This is a genomic window from Streptomyces yokosukanensis (assembly GCF_001514035.1).
Classification (GTDB): Bacteria; Actinomycetota; Actinomycetes; order Streptomycetales; family Streptomycetaceae; genus Streptomyces; species Streptomyces yokosukanensis.
This window is the reverse complement of the sequence record NZ_KQ948212.1, coordinates 388,821-407,498: the sequence shown is the minus strand read 5'-3', so window position 1 is coordinate 407,498 and position 18,678 is coordinate 388,821. Positions and strand designations below refer to the sequence as shown.

At 72.7% G+C, this 18,678-nt stretch carries 1 protein-coding gene; it reads right to left on the bottom strand.

Annotated features, from left to right (window positions below):
* Nucleotides 1-2: 2 nt before the first annotated feature.
* On the bottom strand, nucleotides 3-18,578 hold the full coding sequence (locus tag AQI95_RS19530; RefSeq protein ID WP_067124774.1) for a type I polyketide synthase: 18,576 nt from the start codon (nucleotides 18,576-18,578) through the stop codon (nucleotides 3-5).
* Nucleotides 18,579-18,678 lie beyond the last annotated feature (100 nt).

Sequence of the window (18,678 nt, the reverse complement as noted above, 5' to 3'; positions counted from 1 at the left end):
GTCTACCTGCCGAGTTCGTTGTCAAGTGCTGCGAAGAGTTCGTCATCGGTCGCCAGGTCGATGTCGGCGCCGTCGGTGCCGCCGTCCATCGCCCGAAGCAGGGCGCGCAGTCGCGCGGTGTACCTTCCCGCCGGTCCGTCGCTGTCCGCCGCGCCGGAGGCCCAGAGAGCGGCCTCGAGTACGTCCATGGCCGCCTGGATCGGGTCCGCCGCTTCGCCGACCAGCTCGCCCCGCAGGTACTCGGCGACGGCTCGGGTGGTCGGGTGGTTGAAGACGAGCGTGCTGGGCAGCTGCAGTCCGGTGAGGGCGTTCAGCCTGTTGCGCAGTTCGACCGCGGTGAGCGAGTCGAAGCCCAGGTCCAGCAGTCCGCGCTCGACGTCGATCGTCCGCGGGGCCGGGTGGGCCAGGACGATGCCGACCTGTTCCCTGACGAGGTCGAGCAGCAGCTCCTGCTGCCCTTCCGCGTCCAGGCCCGTGAGCCGCTGCGCCAGCGGGATCTCCGCCGGGGCGGAGGTGCGCCGAGCGGCTCGGCGCTCGGTGCGCACCAGGCCGCGGTACGGCTCGGGCAGTGCGTCCCCGAGGCTGCGAAGTACCGCGAGGTCGAGTGCCACCGGTGCGAGCACCGGTCGGGTCCCCGCCCCGCCGTCGGCTTGGGGCGCTCCGGCTCCGGCCAGGGCCGTGTCGAGGGCCGCGAGTGCCCGGTCCGTCGGCATCGGCAGGATCCCGCCCCGCGCGAGCCTGGCCCGGTCGGCACGGTCGAGGTCGCTCGCCATGCCGTCCTGCCACATGCCCCAGGCGAGGGACACGGCGGGCAGGCCCTCGGCGCGCCGGTGCTCGGCGAGCGCGTCCAGGAAGGTGTTGCCGGCGGCGTAGTTGGCCTGTCCGGCGTTGCCCACCAGGCCGGCGACGGACGAGAAGAGGACGAAGTCCGTCAGCTCCAGTCCGGCGGTCAGCTCGTGCAGGTTCCAGGCGGCTTCCACCTTCGGCCGCAGGACCCGGGAGAGGCTCTCCGGGCTCATGGCCTCCAGCGTGGCGTCCTCGACGACTCCGGCCGCGTGCACGACCGCGGTGAGCGGGTGCTCGTCCGGGACCGAGGCGAGCAGCCCGGCCAGCGCGTCGCGGTCGGCCGCGTCGCACGCCGCGACCCGTACGTCCGCGCCGAGTGCCGTCAGTTCGGCGACCAGGTCCTGCGCCCCGCCCCGCCGGCTGGTGAGCAGCAGGCGACGGGCGCCGCGGGCGGTCACCAGGTGCCGGGCGACCTGGGCTCCGAGTGCGCCCGTGCCACCGGTGATCAGCACCGTGCGCTCCGGGTCGAACGCGTCCTCGACGTCCGGGGTCCGGACCGGGTGCGGAACCTTGGCGAGCCGGGTCACGTAGGCCCGTCCCTCGTGCAGTTCGAGCTGCGGCCGGGGGTCGGCCAGGGCCGCGGCCAGCAGCTCGCGGTCGGCCGGCAGGCCGTCCGTGATCACGTGCTGGAAACGTCCCGGGTGTTCCGCCGCGGCGGTCCGCATCAGCCCGGAGAGTGTGCTGTGCGCCAGTTCCCCGGTGCTGACCACGGCGAGCCGCGCCCCGGGAGGAGCGTCGGTGGCGAGCCACTGCCTCAGCACCGCCAGCACCTCCTGGGTGACCCGGCCGGTCTCCTGCACAGTGGCCGGGCGTACCGGAAGGACGACCACGTCGGGTGCGGCCGCGCCGTCCGCCGTCGAGGCGGCCAGGTCGGCGAGGTCGGCGTGGTGTTCGGCGACGAGTCCGAGGTCGGCCTCGCCGAGGACCACGACGGCCGTGTCGCCACCGGTGGGGAGTTCCACGCCGGTCCGCTCCACCGCGTACACGATCTGGTCGGAGGGTCGGGTCAGCGCGGTCCCCGCCGGCAGGGCCCGCAGGGCGAGCGAGGCGACGGTGGCGACCGGCGCGCCCGTCTCGTCGGCGATGTCGACCGCGACCGTCGCGTCCGGTCCGGGTGACAGCTTGACCCGCAGGGTGTCGGTCCGGGACCCGGTCAGCTGGACGCCGTCGAAGGAGAAGGGAAGCCGTAGTTCGGCCGACTCCTCCAGGAGCAGTGCGTGCAGGGCGGCGTCGAACAGTGCCGGGTGCAGGGCGAATCCATCAGGGTCGACGGACAGCCGTACCTCGGCGTAGAGGTCCTCGCCCGAGCGCCATGCCGCCTGGAGGCCCTGGAAGGCGGGGCCGTAGCCGTAGCCCTGGTCGGCGAGGCGGTCGTACAGGTCCTCGACCGGCTGGGCTTCGGCGCCGGCCGGAGGCCAGGACGCGAGGTCGGGATCGGGGCCGCCGGGAACGGCGGCTCCCACGGTTCCGGTGGCGTGCCGGTTCCAGACGTCGCCTTCCTGGTCCCCGCGCGAGTGGACGGCGACGGGCCTGCGGCCGTCCCCGTCGGGGCCGCCGACGGTGATCTGGAGCTGGAGCGCACCCTCGTCGGGAAGGACCAGGGGTGCCTGGAGGGCGAGGTCCTCCAGGCGCTCGCAGCCGAGTGCGGCGCCCGCGTGGAGCGCGAGCTCCACCAGGGCCGTGCCCGGGACCAGCAGGGTGCCGGCGACGGCGTGGTCGGCGAACCAGGGGTGGCTGCGGGCCGAGATCCGGCCGGTGAACAGGACACCGTCGGAGTCGGCGAGCGGAACCGCGGCCCCGAGCAGCGGGTGCCGTGCGGAGTCGAGTCCGGCCGAGGTGACGTCGCCGCCGGGCCCCTCCATGAGCCAGTAGCGCTGGCGCTGGAAAGGGTAGGTCGGCAGGTCCGCGGCCGGTCCGGCGTCCTCGCCGAACAGTGCGCGCCAGTCGACCGGCACGCCCCGCACGTGGGCGTGGGCCACGGCGGTGACGGCGGTCAGCGGTTCGTGGCGCCCGCCGCGCACCACCGGGACCAGGAGCGATCCCGCGTCGAGGAAGTCCTGCCCCATCGCGCTGAGCACGCCGTCCGGGCCGAGTTCCAGGAAGGTCCGTACGCCTTCGGCCTCCAGGGCGCGTGCCGCGTCCAGGAAGCGCACGGGCCGGCGGACGTGCCGGACCCAGTACTCGGGCGTGGTCAGTTCCTCGGCGCCGACGAGCTGCCCGGTCAGGGTGGAGACGATCGGGATGGTGGGCGCGGCGAACGTGAGCCCCCTCGCGACCGAGTGGAATTCGTCCAGCATCGCGTCCATGTGCGGGGAGTGGAAGGCGTGGCTGACGCGCAGTCGCTTGGTCTTGCGTCCCTCGGCGGAGAGTTCGGCCCCGACGGCCTCGACGGCTTCCGCGTCGCCCGAGAGCACCACGGAGGCGGGGCCGTTGACGGCGGCGATGTCCAGCAGGTCCTCCCGTCCGGCGAGCAGCGGCAGCACCTCCTCCTCCCCGGCCTGCACGGCGAGCATCGCGCCGCCGCCGGGCAGTGCCTGCATCAGCCGGCCGCGGGCCGCGACGAGCTGCGCCGCGTCCGCCAGCGACAGGACGCCGGCGACGTGCGCGGCGGCCAGCTCACCGATGGAGTGGCCCGCGAGGAAGTCCGGCCGTACGCCCCAGCCCTCGAGGAGCCGGAAGAGCGCGACCTCGGTCGCGAACAGGGCGGCCTGCGTGAAGCCGGTCTGGTCCAGCGGCTCCGGGTCCTCACCGAAGAGGACGTCGAGCAGCGGCGCCTCCAGCCACCGGTCGAGCTCTGCGCAGACGGCGTCCAGGGCCTCGGCGTAGGCGGGGTAGGCGGCGTACAGCTCGCGGCCCATGCCGAGTCGCTGGCTGCCCTGACCGGTGAAGAGGAAGGCCGTACGGCCGCTCACGGGTGTACCCCGCACGGTCAGTTCCGCGAATCCGTCGACCGCTTCGGTGGCGGTGGAGGCCACCACCACGGCGCGGTGCGGCAGTCCGGCCCGTCCGACGGCCAGGGTCCGGCCCGTCACTGCCAGGTCCTGCTGCCCGGTGCCGGCGAGGGCCGCGCCCACCTGGTCGGCCTGCGCCAGCAGGGCCGCGTCGTTGTGGGCGGACAGCAGCAGCGGCACGACCGGCATCGGCTCGGCCGGCGGGACCGTCCCCTCGGTCGGCGGCTGCTCCACGATGACGTGGGCGTTGGTACCGCTGATGCCGAAGGAGGACACGCCTGCCCGGCGCGGCCGCCCGGACTCGGGCCACGCCACCGCCTCGGTGAGCAGTTCCACCTCGCCGGCGGACCAGTCCACTTGCGGGGTGGGCTCGTCGATGTGGAGGCTCTTGGGGAGCACCCCGTGCTGCATCGCCATGACCATCTTGATGACGCCGGCCACACCGGCGGCGGCCTGGGAGTGTCCGATGTTGGACTTCAGGGAGCCCATCAGGAAGGGCGACGGACGCTCCTGCCCGTAGGTGGCGAGTACGGCCTGGGCCTCGATCGGGTCGCCCAGCGTGGTGCCCGTGCCGTGGGCCTCCAGCGCGTCGACGTCCGCGGCGGTCAGGCCCGCGCTGGTCAGGGCCTGGCGGATCACCCGCTCCTGGGAGGGGCCGTTGGGGGCGGTGAGGCCGTTGCTCGCACCATCCTGGTTGACGGCGGTTCCGCGGATCACGCCGAGGATCCGGCGGCCGTTGCGCTGGGCGTCGGAGAGCCGCTCCAGCAGCAGGATTCCGGCGCCTTCGGCCCAGGCCGCCCCGTCCGCCTGCGCGGAGAAGGACTTGCACCGGCCGTCCGGTGCCAGGCCGCGCTGCCGGCTGAACTCGACGAACAGGGTGGGCGCGGCCAGTACGGTCACACCGCCGGCCAGGGCCAGCCCGCATTCGCCGTTGCGCAGCGCCTGCGCGGCGAGGTGGATGGAGACGAGCGAGGAGGAGCAGGCGGTGTCGACGGTGATCGCCGGTCCCTGCAGGCCGAAGGTGTAGGCGACGCGGCCGGAGGCGACACTGACCGTGCTGCCGACCGCCAGGTAGCCCTCCAGGGCCTCGGGGGCGTCCTTCAGGCGTGCCGCGTAGTCGTTGGCCATGACACCGGCGAACACACCGGTCTGGCTGCCCTTGAGAGAGGTCGGGTCGATGCCCGCGCGCTCGAAGGCCTCCCAGCAGATTTCCAGCAGCAGGCGCTGCTGCGGGTCGATGGCGATGGCCTCCCGGGCGCTCACCCCGAAGAGCTCGGGGTCGAACTGCGGAGCCTCGTAGAGGAATCCGCCGTGCCGGGTGTACGAGGTGCCCGCGTGGTCGGGGTCCGGGTCGTACAGGCCGTCCAGGTCCCAGCCGCGGTCGTCCGGGAACGGGCCGATGGCGTCCCGCTCGTCGGACAGCAGCGCCCACAGCTCCTCCGGGGAGCTGACCTCGCCCGGGTAGCGGCAGGCCATCGCGACGATCGCGATCGGCTCGTCGGAGGCGCCGACGACCGGTTCGGCCACGGCCGCCACGGCGTCCGAGCCGAGCAGTTCGGTGCGCACGAAGCCGGCCAGCTCGACCGTGTTCGGGTGGTCGAACAGCAGCGTCGCGGGCAGTTTCAGACCTGTGGCCGCGTTCAGCCGGTTGCGCACTTCCACCGACTTGAGCGAGTCGAAGCCCAGCTCGTTGAAGGCCCGCTCGGACGCGACCTGGTCGGCGTCGGTGTGCCCCAGTACGGAGGCCACCACGCCGCGGACCAGTTCCAGCAGCGCGCGCTCCTGGTCCTGGAGGGCCAGCGGCGCCAGGCGTTCCCGGAGGGAGTTCCCGCCCGCCCGCTCGCCGACGGCGGCGCGTCGCGCCGGGCGCACCAGGCCGTGGAAGAGCGCGGGCAGGGTGCCGTCCTCGCTCTGCGCCCGCAGTCCGGTGTAGTCCAGCAGTGCCGGAACGAGCACCGGCCGACGGGTCGCGAGGGCCGCGTCGAACAGCGCCAGTCCCTGCTCGCTGCCGATGGGGGCGATGCCGCCCCGGGACATGCGGGCGAGGTCGGCGTCGGTCAGGTGACCGGTCATCCCGCTGCCCTCGGCCCACAGGCCCCAGGCCAGCGACGTACCGGGCAGGCCCAGGGCCTGGCGGTGGTGCGCGAGGGCGTCCAGATAGGTGTTGGCCGCGGCGTAGTTGGCCTGTCCCGCGGTGCCGACCGTACCGGCCAGCGAGGAGAACAGGATGAACGCGTCCAGTTCCAGGCCGGCCGTCAGCTCGTGCAGGTGCCGGGCGGCATCGACCTTGGGGCGCAGTACGGTGTCGAGCTGCTCGGCCGTGAGGGCGTGCAGCGTGCCGTCGTCGAGGACGCCGGCGGTGTGCAGGACCGCGGTGAGCGGGTGCTCCGAGGGGATCGCGTCCAGCATCGCGGCGACCGCCATGCGGTCGGCCGTGTCACAGGCGACCACGGACACGTCGGTTCCGTGGGCCGTGAGTTCGGCCTCCAGCTCCAGCATGCCCGCCGCGTCCCGGCCGCGGCGGCTCGCCAGCAGCAGGTGCCGTACGCCGTGTTCGGCGACGAGGTGGCGGGCGAACAGCCGGCCCAGGGTGCCGGTGGCGCCCGTGATGAGCACGGTGCCCTCGGGGCTGAGGGCGGGCACGGTGTCGTCCGTCGCCGGCGACTTGACCAGCCGCGGCACGAGCAGTGCCCCGTCCCGCAGGCTCACCTGCGCGTCGGGTACGCCCAGCGCACGGCCCAGCTCGGCCTCGGAGAGGTCCCAGTCCGTCAGGTCCAGCAGGCCGAACCGGTCGGGGTTCTCGGCCATGGCGGTACGCACCAGCCCCCAGACGGGAGCCGAGCCGAGTCCGGCCTCCGTGCGGCCGGTGGTCGCGTCACGGGTCACGAAGACCAGGCGCGAGTCGGCGAACCGCTCCTCGGCGAGCCACTCCTGGGCCAGCCGCAGGGCCCGGTGCGCCACGGCACCGGGGCCGTCCTCGCCGGGGAAGGGGACCACGACGACCGGCGGGGTTCCGACGATGCCGGCGAGGTCCGAGCAGCTGCCCAGGGGGGCGGGCAGACCGTGGCCGGACTCGTCGAGGACGGCCCATCCGGCGGCCGGGGCGGCCTCCGGGGCGGTCGTCCACTCCACCTGGAGCAGCGGCTGGCGGGGGGTGCCCGAGCCGGCCAGCTGCGCGGGGTCCACGGCCCGCAGGCTGAGCGTCTTCACCGACGCGATCGGCGCACCGCCGGCGTCGGCGAGGGACAGGGCGGCACCCGAGCCTTCCGGGGTGATCCGTACGCGCAGCACGCTGGCGTTCACCGCGTGCAGCCGAACGCCGGTCCAGGCGAACGGCAGCGCCAGGCGGCCGTCCTCCGCGAGCGCCAGCGGGTGCAGGGCGGCGTCGAGGAGGGCCGGGTGGATCCCGAACTCGCCCGGGGGGACGTCCTTCGGGAGCGCGACTTCGGCGAACGTCTCCTGGCCGGCGCGCCACATCGCCCGCAGGCCCTGGAAAGCGGGTCCGTACTGGAAGCCCCGCTCGGCGAGCGTGTCGTACGCCGCCGTCAGGTCGACCGGCTCGGCGCCGGCCGGGGGCCAGGCGGTGTCGGCCGCTCTGGCCGCCCCTCCTTCCGCGTGCCCCAGTACGCCGGTGGCGTGCAGGGTCCACGGGTGGAGCGCGGCGTCGTCGGACTCGGGCTCCGGGCGGGAGTGGACCGACAGCGCGCGCCGGCCCTCCTCGTCCGGAGCGTCGACCACGACCTGGAGCTGTACTGCGCCGCGGCCGGCCAGCACCAGCGGTGCCTGGAGGGTCAGTTCGTCGAGCTGGTCGAGGCCCGTGTGGTCACCCGCCCGGATGGCGAGGTCCACGAAGGCGGTACCGGGGAGCAGCACGGTGCCGGCCACGGCGTGGTCCGCCAGCCAGGGCTGCGTGTTCAGGGCGATCCTGCTGCTCAGGACCAGCTTGTCCGCGTCGGCCGTCCAGAGCGCGGCGCCGATGAGCGGGTGCCGTTCGGCGGCCATGCCGAGCCCGCCCGCGTCCCCGGCCGGCGCCGGGCCCTCCAGCCAGTGGCGCCGGCGCTGGAAGGGGTAGGTCGGCAGGTCGACGACCGCGCCGGGTCCGCCGACCACGGCGGCCCAGTCGAGCGGGGCGCCCCAGACGTGGGCCTGCGCCGCGGAGGCGAGGAAGTCGTCGAGTCCACCCTCGTCGCGGTGGAGGGAGGGCACGGTGACGGCGCTGTCGTACGACGTGTCGTCGATCGTCTCCTGGAGCGCGATGGTCAGCACCGGGTGGGCGCTGGCCTCGATGAAGACGCGGTGGCCCTGGTCGAGCAGGGTCCGGGTGGCCTGCTCCAGCTGGACGGTCTGGCGCAGGTTGCGGAACCAGTACGAGCCGTCGAGCTCCGTGCCGTCCAGCGGCTGCCCGGTGACGGTGGACAGGAAGGGCACCTTGGCGGCGCGCGGGGTGAGCGAGGACAGGGCGTCGAGAAGCTCGTCCCGCAGGCTTTCGACGTGCGCGGAGTGGGAGGCGTAGTCGACGGGGATGCGCTTGGCGCGCACCTTGTTGCCCTTGCAGTGGGCGACCATCTCCTCGAGAGCGGTCACCTCTCCGGCGACCACCACGGAACGCGGGCCGTTGTGTGCGGCGATGTCGATGGCGCCGTCCCAACGGGTGATCAGCTCGCGGACCTCGTCGGCCGGCAGGGCCACCGAGACCATCCCGCCCGTACCCGCCAGCTTCACGATCGCCCGGCTGCGCAACGCCACGACCTTCGCCGCGTCGTCCAGCGACAGCGCCCCCGACACCACGGCCGCCGCGATCTCGCCCTGCGAGTGACCGATCACCGCATCCGGCTCGATGCCCACCGAACGCCACAACGCGGCCAGGGACACCATCACCGCCCACAGCGCCGGCTGGACCACGTCCACCCGGTCGAAACCGGGCGCACCCTCCACACCGCGCAGGACGTCCAGCAGCGACCAGTCCGTGAACGGCGCCAGCGCCTGCTCGCACTCCACCAGCCGGGCGGCGAACACCGGGGAGGAGTCGGAGAGTTCCAGCGCCATGCCCTGCCACTGCGAACCCTGCCCCGGGAACACGAACACCGTCTTGCCCGAGCCCGTGACCGCGCCGTGCACCAGGTTCGCCGCGGACCCGCCGGAGGCCAGCGCCTCAAGACCCGCCAACAGCTCATCCCGGCCGGCGCCCGAAACCGTCGCCCGGAAGGGGAGGTGCGGGACCCGCGTCGCGAGAGCCGAAGCCACCCGCGCCGGGTCGACGGTCTCCGAGGCCAGCAGCTCACGCACCTGGCCGGCACGCGCCGCCAGGGCCGCCTCGCTCTTCGCCGAGACCACCAGCGGAAGCCCCGCCACCACCGGCTCACCGGCCACGACCGGCTCCGGGCCCTGTTCCAGGACCACATGCGCGTTCGTACCGCTGATACCGAACGAGGACACGGCCGCGCGACGCGGACGCGCCACCTGCGGCCACGCCCGACGCTCGGTGACCAGCTCCACCGCACCCGTCGACCAGTCGACGTGCGGCGTCGGCTCGTCCACGTGCAGCGTCGCCGGAAGCTCCCCGTTGCGCATCGCCATCAGCATCTTGATGATGCCCGCGACACCCGCGGCAGCCTGCGTGTGACCGATGTTCGACTTGATCGATCCCAGACGCAGCGGCTCTTCGCGGTCCTGGCCGTAGGTGGCCAGCAGCGCGTTGGCCTCGATCGGGTCACCGAGCCGGGTACCGGTGCCGTGCGCCTCGACCGCGTCCACCTCGTGCGGGGCGAGGCGGGCGTTGGCGAGGGCCTGGCGGATGACGCGTTCCTGCGAGGGCCCGTTGGGGGCGGTGAGGCCGTTGCTCGCACCGTCCTGGTTGACCGCGGAACCACGGATCACACCAAGGATGTCGTGCCCGAGCCGCTGGGCGTCCGACAGACGCTCCAGCACCAGCATGCCCGCGCCCTCGCCCCAACCCGTACCGTCCGCCGTGGCCGCGAACGACTTGCAGGTCCCGTCCGGCGACAGACCACGCTGACGCGAGAACTCGACGAAGGTCGTCGGCGTGGACATCACGGTGACACCGCCGGCGAGCGCCATCGAGCACTCGCCCTGGCGCAGCGCCTGAGCGGCCAGGTGCACCGCCACCAGCGACGATGAACACGCCGTGTCCAGCGTCACCGCCGGCCCCTCGAAACCGAACGTGTAAGCCACCCGGCCCGACAGGACGCTCGCGATCGTGCCCGTCAGCAAGTGCCCCTCGAAGCCCTCCGGAGCACTCCCCAGCCGCGACCCGTAGTCGTTGTACATCACACCCGCGTAGACACCGGTCGAGGAACCGCGCAGCGAGGCGGGGTCGACTCCCGCACGCTCCAGCGCCTCCCACGCGACCTCCAGCAGCACACGCTGCTGCGGGTCGGTCGCGATCGCCTCACGCGGACTCAGACCGAAGAACTCGGCATCGAACTCCGCGGCCTCGTAGAGGAATCCGCCCTTGCGCGTGTACGACTTGCCGATCTTCTCGGGGTCCGGGTCGAAGAGGCCTTCCACGTCCCAGCCGCGGTCGGACGGGAACTCGTCGATCGCGTCGCGGCCCTCCGCCACGAGCCGCCACAGGTCCTCCGGCGAGGAGACCCCGCCCGGGTAGCGGCACCCCATACCGACCACGGCGATCGGCTCGTCCAGTCCCGGAGCGTGGGCGGCCACCGACGGGACGACGGCCGGTCCGGTCGCGTCGAGCTGTTCCAGCAGGAAGTCCGCCACCGCCTGGGGCGACGGGTGGTCGAACACGAGGGTGGTGGGCAGTCGCAGACCGGTCACCGAGTTGAGGCGGTTGCGCAATTCGCCACCCGTGAGGGAGTCGAAGCCGATGACCATGAAGGCCTTGGCCGGGTCGGTGTCGGCGCCGGCCCCGTGCCCGAGAACCAGCCCCACGGTCTCCCGTACGGTCTGGAGCACGGCCTGCGCCCGCTCCTGCGGGGACAGCGCGATCAGCCGCTGGACCCACGACGAGTCGGCGCCGCGGGCGGCGCCGGCCGCCTGCCGGCGGCGGACGCGGACCAGGCCGGTGAACAGCTCGGGGAGCGCGTTCTCCTCGGCCCGGGCGCGCAGGGCGCCCAGGTCGAGTTCGGCGGGGACCAGCAGCGGCTCCGCCGAGGCGAGCGCCGCGTCGAACAGGTCGAGACCCAGTTCCGGGGTCAGCGGGACGATTCCGCTCCGCTTCCACCGCGCGACGTCGGCGTCGGCGAGGGTTCCGGCCATGCCGTCGGCGCTGTCCCACAGGCTCCACGCGAGGGAGGTGGCGGGCAGGTTCCGGGCGCGGCGGTGCTGCGCGAGGGCGTCGAGGAAGGTGTTCGCGGCGGCGTAGTTGGCCTGGCCGGCGTTGCCCATGAGACCCGCGATGGACGAGAACATGACGAACGAGGCGAGGCCGAGGGACTCGGTCAGGCGGTGGAGGTTCCAGGCCGCGTCCACCTTCGGACGCATCACCCGCTCCAGGCGACCGGCCGACAGCGACGCGACCGTCGCATCGTCCAGGACACCCGCCGTATGCACGACGGCGGTCAGCGGGCGCGCGACCGCGACCTCGCCCAGCAGACCCGCGAGCGCGTCGAAGTCCGACACGTCGCACGCCGCGGTCCGGGCCTGCGCACCCAACTCCGCCAGCTCCGCCACGAACTCGGCGGCACCCGGGGTCTCGCCACCGCGACGCGACACCAACAGCAGGTGCCGCGCACCGTGATGCGTCACCAGCCGACGCGCCACCAGACGGCCCAACGTACCCAGAGCACCGGTCACCATGACCGTACCCTCCGGATCCAGACCCTCCACCGCGCCCGCCACGACACCCGCGGCACGCGTCAGACGCGGCACGAACAACTCGCCGCCCCGCACCGCGACCTCGGGCTCACCCGAAGCCAACACGGCAGGCAGCAGCTGAAGGCCACCCTCGTCCACGTGGGCGAGGACCAGTCGGTCGGGCTGCTCGGTCTGCGCGGTACGGATCAGGCCCACGAGCGGGGCCGTGTGCAGCGCGCCGTCCGGCACGACGAGGACGAGGCGGCTCTCCGCGAACTGCGGGGCGGCCAGCCACTCCCGCACCGCCTCCAGCCCGCGCGCCGCCGTGGCGTGGGTCTGGTCGAGCACATCTTCGGTGGTGCCGACGACGAGCTCCTGCTCGCCGATCACCACGAACTCCGGTACGGCGGATCCGGCGTCGACCGCGGCGCCGAGCGCGGCGAGGTCGGCGTAGGGCGACTCGCCCAGCCGGATCCATCGCTGGTCGGCGACCGGCTCGGCGGCCGGGACGGCCTCCCAGGCCACCCGGTACAGGGACTCCACGGCCGGGCCGGCAACGGCGAGCTGGTCGCGGGCGATCGGCCGCAGGGCGACCGACTCGATCGCCGCCACCGGAGCGCCGGCGCCGTCGGCGAGAGCGAGACGGGCCGTGTCCTGGCCGGTACGGGTCCAGCGGACGCGCAGCACCGTGGCACCGACCGCGTGCAGCGCGTAGCCCGAGAACGAGAACGGCAGCCGGATCGTGCTGTCGTCCTGCGCCGTGGCCGCGGCCTCCAGCACGAGCGGGTGCAGAACCGCGTCGAGGACGGCGGGGTGCACTCCGAAGCGCGCGGCTTCGGTGTGGAGCTGGTCGGGCAGGGCGACCTCGGCGAAGAGGTCGTCGCCGGCGCGCCAGGCGGCGCGCAGGCCGTGGAAGGCCGGCCCGTAGCCGTAGCCCAGGTCGTCGAGGCGGTCGTAGACGCCGTCCAGCGGGATGGGGGTGCCATCGGCCGGGGGCCACTGGTCCAGGGAGACGCCCGGCGAGGGGACGGAGGACGTGAGCAGGCCGGCCGCGTGGGCGGTCCACTGCTCTTCGCCGGTCCGCGAGTACACGGTGAACTGACGATCGCCGCGCGCGTCGGCCCGGTCGACGGTGAGCCGCAGCTGGGCGCCCGTCTTCTCCGAGAGCATCAGGGGTGCCTGGAGGGTGAGTTCCTCGACGGTGGCGTAACCCAGCTGCTCGGCCGCGGTGCCCGCGAGCTCCAGGAACACCGTCCCCGGAACCAGGACCGTCCCACCGATCGCGTGATCGGCCAGCCACGGATGCGAGGACAACGACAGCGAAGCCGAGAACTGCACCGCATCACCGTCAGGCTCCGTGATCATCGCGGCCAGCAGCGGATGATCCACAGCCGTCAGACCCAGACCCGCCGCGTCACCGGAACGCGGCGCGTCCAACCAGAAGCGCTCACGCTGGAACGCGTACGTCGGCAGCTCCGCCGCACCGGGGCCCGGCAGGAAGCCCTCCCAGTCCACACCCACACCATGTGCGTGCACAGCGCCCAGGGCGGCGAGGAGGGAGCGCTTCTCGGCACGGTCCTTGCGCAGCACCGGAACCACGGCGTTGCCCTCGGTGTCGGCCAGGCACTCGCCCGTCAGACCGGCAAGCGTCCCGTCGGGGCCCAGCTCCACGAAGGCCGTCACACCAAGGCCGGCCAGCGTGGCGATGCCGTCGGCGAAACGGACCGCCGAACGGGCCTGGACGGCCCAGTACTCGGCGGTGAACTCCTCGACCACCTCACCGGTGACATTCGAGACCACCGGGATCCGGGGAACCGAATAGGTCAGGGTCCGGGCGACCTCGGTGAGCTCCGCCAGCATTCCGTCCAGGTGCGCGGAGTGGAAGGCATGGCTCACCTTCAGCCGCGTCGCCTTCACACCCTCCCCGCGAGCCAGCTCCAGGACTTCGAGCACTGCCGTCTCGTCACCCGAAATCACGGTGTTCGCAGGGCTGTTGAACCCGGCCACGTCCACACCGGAACGGCCCTCGAGCCACCCGGCAACGCGCGCTTCGCCCGCGTTCAGGGCAACCATCGCCCCGCCCTCGGCCACGCCCTCCATCAGACGCGCCCGCGCGCACACCAGACGCGCAGCGTCCTCGAGCGACAGCACACCCGCCACATGGGCCGCCGCCAGCTCGCCCACCGAATGACCCACCAGATAGTCCGGGGTCACCCCGTGATGAGACAGCAGGTGGAACAGGGCCACCTCGACCGCGAACAGCGCCGGCTGAGTGAACACCGTCCGCTGAAGCAGCTCCGGCTCACCCTCGATCACCTCGGCGAGCGAACGGTCCAAGTGGACGTCCAACGCCCCGACGACCTCGTCGAACGCGGCCGCGAACACCGGCTCCGCCGCATACAGCTCACGGCCCATGCCGACACGCTGACTGCCCTGCCCGGAGAACAGGAACGCGACCGAACCCGCCGAGACGGCCTCGCCCGGGGTCAGCGCCCGCAGCGCGTCCAGGAGTTCCTCACGGGTCTCCCCCACGACCACCGCGCGGTGATCGAAACGAGCACGCGACGCGGCCAGCGAACGGCCCACAGCGACGACGTCCAGCTCCGGCCGCTCCTCCAGGAACGACACCAGCCGATCCGCCTGCTCCGCCAGAGCAGTCCCCGACTTGCCCGACACCACCCACGGCACCGGACCCGGCACCGACCGCTCCTCCACCGGAGCTTCGGTCTCGGTGACCTGCTCGACGATGAGGTGCGCGTTGGTACCGCTGATGCCGAAGGACGAGATGGCCGCCCGGCGCGGGCGGTCCAGCTCCGGCCACTCCTGGGCCTGCGTCAGCAGCTCCACCGCGCCGGCCGACCAATCGACGTGCGAGGTCGGCTCGTCCACGTGCAGCGTCGCCGGGAGAACCCCGTGACGCATGGCCATGACCATCTTGATCACGCCCGCGACACCCGCCGCGGCCTGCGTGTGACCGATGTTGGACTTCAACGAGCCGAGTCGGAGCGGCTCTTCGCGGTCCTGGCCGTAGGTGGCCAGCAGCGCCTGCGCCTCGATCGGGTCGCCGAGCTTGGTGCCCGTGCCGTGCGCCTCCACCGCGTCCACCTCGGACGCCGACAGGCGGGCGTTGGCCAGCGCGGCGCGGATGACCCGCTCCTGCGAAGGGCCGTTCGGGGCCGTCAGACCGTTGCTCGCACCGTCCTGGTTCACGGCGGAACCACGGATCACCGCGAGCACCTGGTGCCCGTTGCGCTGCGCGTCCGACAGCCGCTCCAGCACCAGCAGACCCACGCCCTCGGCCCAGCCCGTACCGTCCGCCGACGAGGAGAACGCCTTGCACCGCCCGTCCGGCGACAGCCCGCGCTGCCGGGAGAACTCCACGAACATGCCGGGCGTGGCCATGACGGACACACCGCCGGCGATGGCCACGGAGGACTCGCCCTGGCGCAGCGACTGCGCGGCGAGGTGGAGCGCGACGAGCGAGGACGAGCAGGCGGTGTCGACCGTCACCGCCGGGCCCTCCAGCCCGAAGGTGTAGGCCAGCCGGCCCGAGGCCACACTGGCGGTGTTGCCCGTCAGCAGGTAGCCGTCGTATCCGCCGGACAGTTCGTGCAGCCGCGGCCCGTACTCCTGTGCCGTCGCACCCACGTACACACCGGTGCGGGTGCCGCGCAGCGCGGCGGGGTCGATGCCCGCCTGCTCGAAGGCCTCCCAGGCCGTCTCCAGCAGCAGCCGCTGCTGGGGCTCCATGGCCGCCGCCTCGCGGGGACTGATGCCGAAGAACTCGGCATCGAAGCGGTCCGCGTCGTGCAGGAAGCCGCCTTGGGTGGCGTAGGTCTTGCCGGGGCTGTCCGGATCGGGGGTGAAGAGCGATTCAAGGTCCCAGCCTCGGTTGGTCGGGAATCCGCCGACCGCATCGACCTCGCTGCTGACCAGACGCCACAGGTCCTGGGCAGAGGCGACCCCTCCCGGCAGCCGGCATGCCATGCCCACGATCGCGATCGGCTCGTCAAGGGCTGTGGCCTCGTACTCGTCGTCGTCCTGGTCCTGGTCCAGGCCGCGGAGCTGACCACTGAGGTGTTCGGCGAGTATGGCCGGGGTCGGGTAGTTGAAAAGGAGGCCGGAGGGCAGCGAGAGCCCGGTGGCCCTGTTCAGCGCGTTGCGGAGCTCGACGGCCGAGAGGGAGTCGAAGCCCAGGTCCTTGAAGGTCGTGTCGATGTCCACGTCGCGCGCCGATCCGTGGCCGAGCACTGCTGCCACGTGCGCGCGTACCAGCTCCAGCTCATCGCCGCGCGGCGCGGACCGCTTCGGGCCGCTCCGCCGTGCCGCGGCGGTGCGGACCTGGACCGGTGCGATCGCCGAACCCTCCAGCCAGAAGGGCTCACGCTGGAAGGCGTACGTGGGCAGATCCACCAGAGCCGAACCCGGCAGGAACCGCCCCCACTCCACCTCCACACCGCCTGCGTGGGCCTCTGCGACCGAGGCCAGGAAACGACCCCGTCCACCGTCGTCGCGCCGCAGGGATCCGACGACAACAGTGCCGCCGGCGCCGGCCTCGTCGGCCGTGTCACCGAGGGCCGAGGTGAGCACCGGGTGGGCACTGACCTCGATGAAGACGCGATGCCCGTCGTCGAGCAGAGCACGGGTGGCCTCTTCCAGCCGGACGGTCCGGCGGAGGTTGCGGAACCAGTAGCCGCCGTCGAGCTCCTCGCCGTTCAGCGGCTGCCCGGTGACGGTGGAGAAGAACCTGATGTCACCGGTACGCGGCGTGATGCCGGCCAACAGCTCCCGCAGCTCCTCCTCCAGCAAGTCGACGTGGGCGGAGTGAGAGGCGTAGTCGACCGGAATGGTGCGGGCGCGGTATCCCTTGGCCTCCCTTTGAGCGACGAGTTCGGCCAGGGCCTCCGGGTCGCCGGAGACGACCGTGCTCATGGGGCCGTTGTGTGCGGCGATGTCGATCGCGCCGCCCCAATGGGCGATGAGCTCGCGAACCTCGTCGGCCGGTAGGGCGACCGACACCATCCCGCCCGAACCGGCCAGCTTCACGATCGCCCGGCTGCGCAACGCGACGATCTTCGCCGCATCCTCGAGCGACAACGCACCGGCGACCACAGCCGCCGCGATCTCACCCTGCGAGTGACCGACCACCGCATCCGGCTCGACGCCCACCGAACGCCACAACGCCGCCAACGACACCATCACCGCCCACAGCGCGGGCTGCACCACATCCACCCGGTCGAAATCAGGCGCACCCTCCACACCGCGCAGCACATCCAGCAGCGACCAGTCCGTGAACGGCGCCAGCGCCCGCTCACACTCCATCAGCCGGGCTGCGAACACCGGGGAGGAGTCGAAAAGCTCCAGCGCCATGCCCTGCCACTGCGAACCCTGACCGGGGAAGACGAACACCGTCTTGCCCGCACCGCCCGGCACCGCACGACCCGACACCACACCAGCCGCGGGCATACCCTCAGCCAGCGCCCGAGCACCCGCCAGAAGCTCCTCGCGCGTCTCTCCCACGACCACCGCACGGTGATCGAAACGAGTACGTGACATCGCAAGCGAACGACCCACCGCCGCGACGTCCAGCCCCGGACGCCCGTCCAGGAACGACACCAGCCGCTCCGCCTGACCGGCCACCGCCTCGGCCGACTTGCCCGACACCACCCACGGCACCGCACCCGAGCCGGACTCGGCGCCGGGCAACTCCTCTTCCGCCGCCGACTCGGTGCGCCAGTCCGACAGCACGACGTGGCAGTTCGTACCGCCCATACCGAACGAGCTGACGCCCGCGTACAGCGGCTCGTCCGGCCGCGGCCATGCCTCGAGGCCCCGCTGCACGGCGAGCTTCAACTCGTCGAACGGAATGTCCGGGTTGGGGGTTTCGAAGTTCAGGCTCGGCACGAGCTCGCGGTTGCGGATGCAGAGCGCCGCCTTCAGCAAGCCGACAATGCCGGCGGCACCCTCAAGGTGTCCGACGTTGGTCTTCACCGACCCGACCCGCAGCTCGGCTCCGTCCACGCGGCCGTCACCGAGCACCGCGCCCAGAGCCGACGCTTCGATCGGGTCGCCCACCTTGGTACCCGTGCCGTGCAGTTCGACGTACTGCACCTGCTCCGCGGACACCTTGGCACGCTCGTACGCCTGCCGCAGGACATCCTGCTGGCCGGCCGGACTCGGTGCGGTGAGACCGTCGGTCGTCCCGTCGTTGTTCATCGCGCTGCCGTGCAGCACGCAGTAGACCGGGTCGCCGTCCGCCATGGCGGCGTGCAGCGGCTTGAGCACCACGAACCCGCCGCCCTCACCGCGTACATATCCATTCGCCCTGGCGTCGAAGGTGAAGCTGACACCGTCTGGTGACAGTGCGCCGAACCGCTCCGCGCCGATGGTGCTGTCCGGCACCAGATTGAGGTTGACACCGCCGGCGATGGCCATGGCGGACTCGCCGCGGCGCAGGCTCTCGACTGCCAGGTGCACAGCGACCAGCGAGGAGGACTGGCCGGTGTCCACGGCCGCACTCGGTCCGTGCAGACCCAGGGTGTAGGAGATCCGGTTGGCAACGACGCCGCGGTTGAGACCGGTCAGGGTGTGGCGGGTGATGGCATCGACCCCGTGCTGACGCGTGAGGGCGGCGTAATCGTCGGCGATGACGCCGACGAAGACACCGGTCCGGCTGTCGGCAAGATCGGACGGGAGGATCCTGGCGTCCTCCAGTGCCTCCCAGGCCAGCTCGAGCATCAGCCGCTGCTGCGGGTCCATCGACGACGCCTCACGCGGACTGATGCCGAAGAAGCCTGCGTCAAAGCCGCTGACGTCCTCGAGATAGCCCCCCGGCCGAGAGGGCAGTTCGGGGCGGCCTTCCGGGGGCGCGCCGATCGCACTGCGGCCGTCGCGCAGCAGCTGCCACAGTTGCGCGGGGTTCTCCGCATGCGGCAGACGGCAGGACATACCGACGATGGCAATGGCCTCGGTCGATGTCGACGTGTCAGCTTGGAATTCAACCATGGTCGGTCGCCCTACCTATTGTTACGAACGATGCCTGAGCGGAGGCGTAGCACCCGCAGCGGTGCCGCGGGTGCTACGTCGATTTGATTCTGTGGCGGCC

What these genes read in the sequence shown, in the direction of transcription:
- AQI95_RS19530 (WP_067124774.1), bottom strand. Translation starts at nt 18,578, where the DNA reads ATGGTTGAATTCCAAGCTGACACGTCGACATCGACCGAGGCCATTGCC.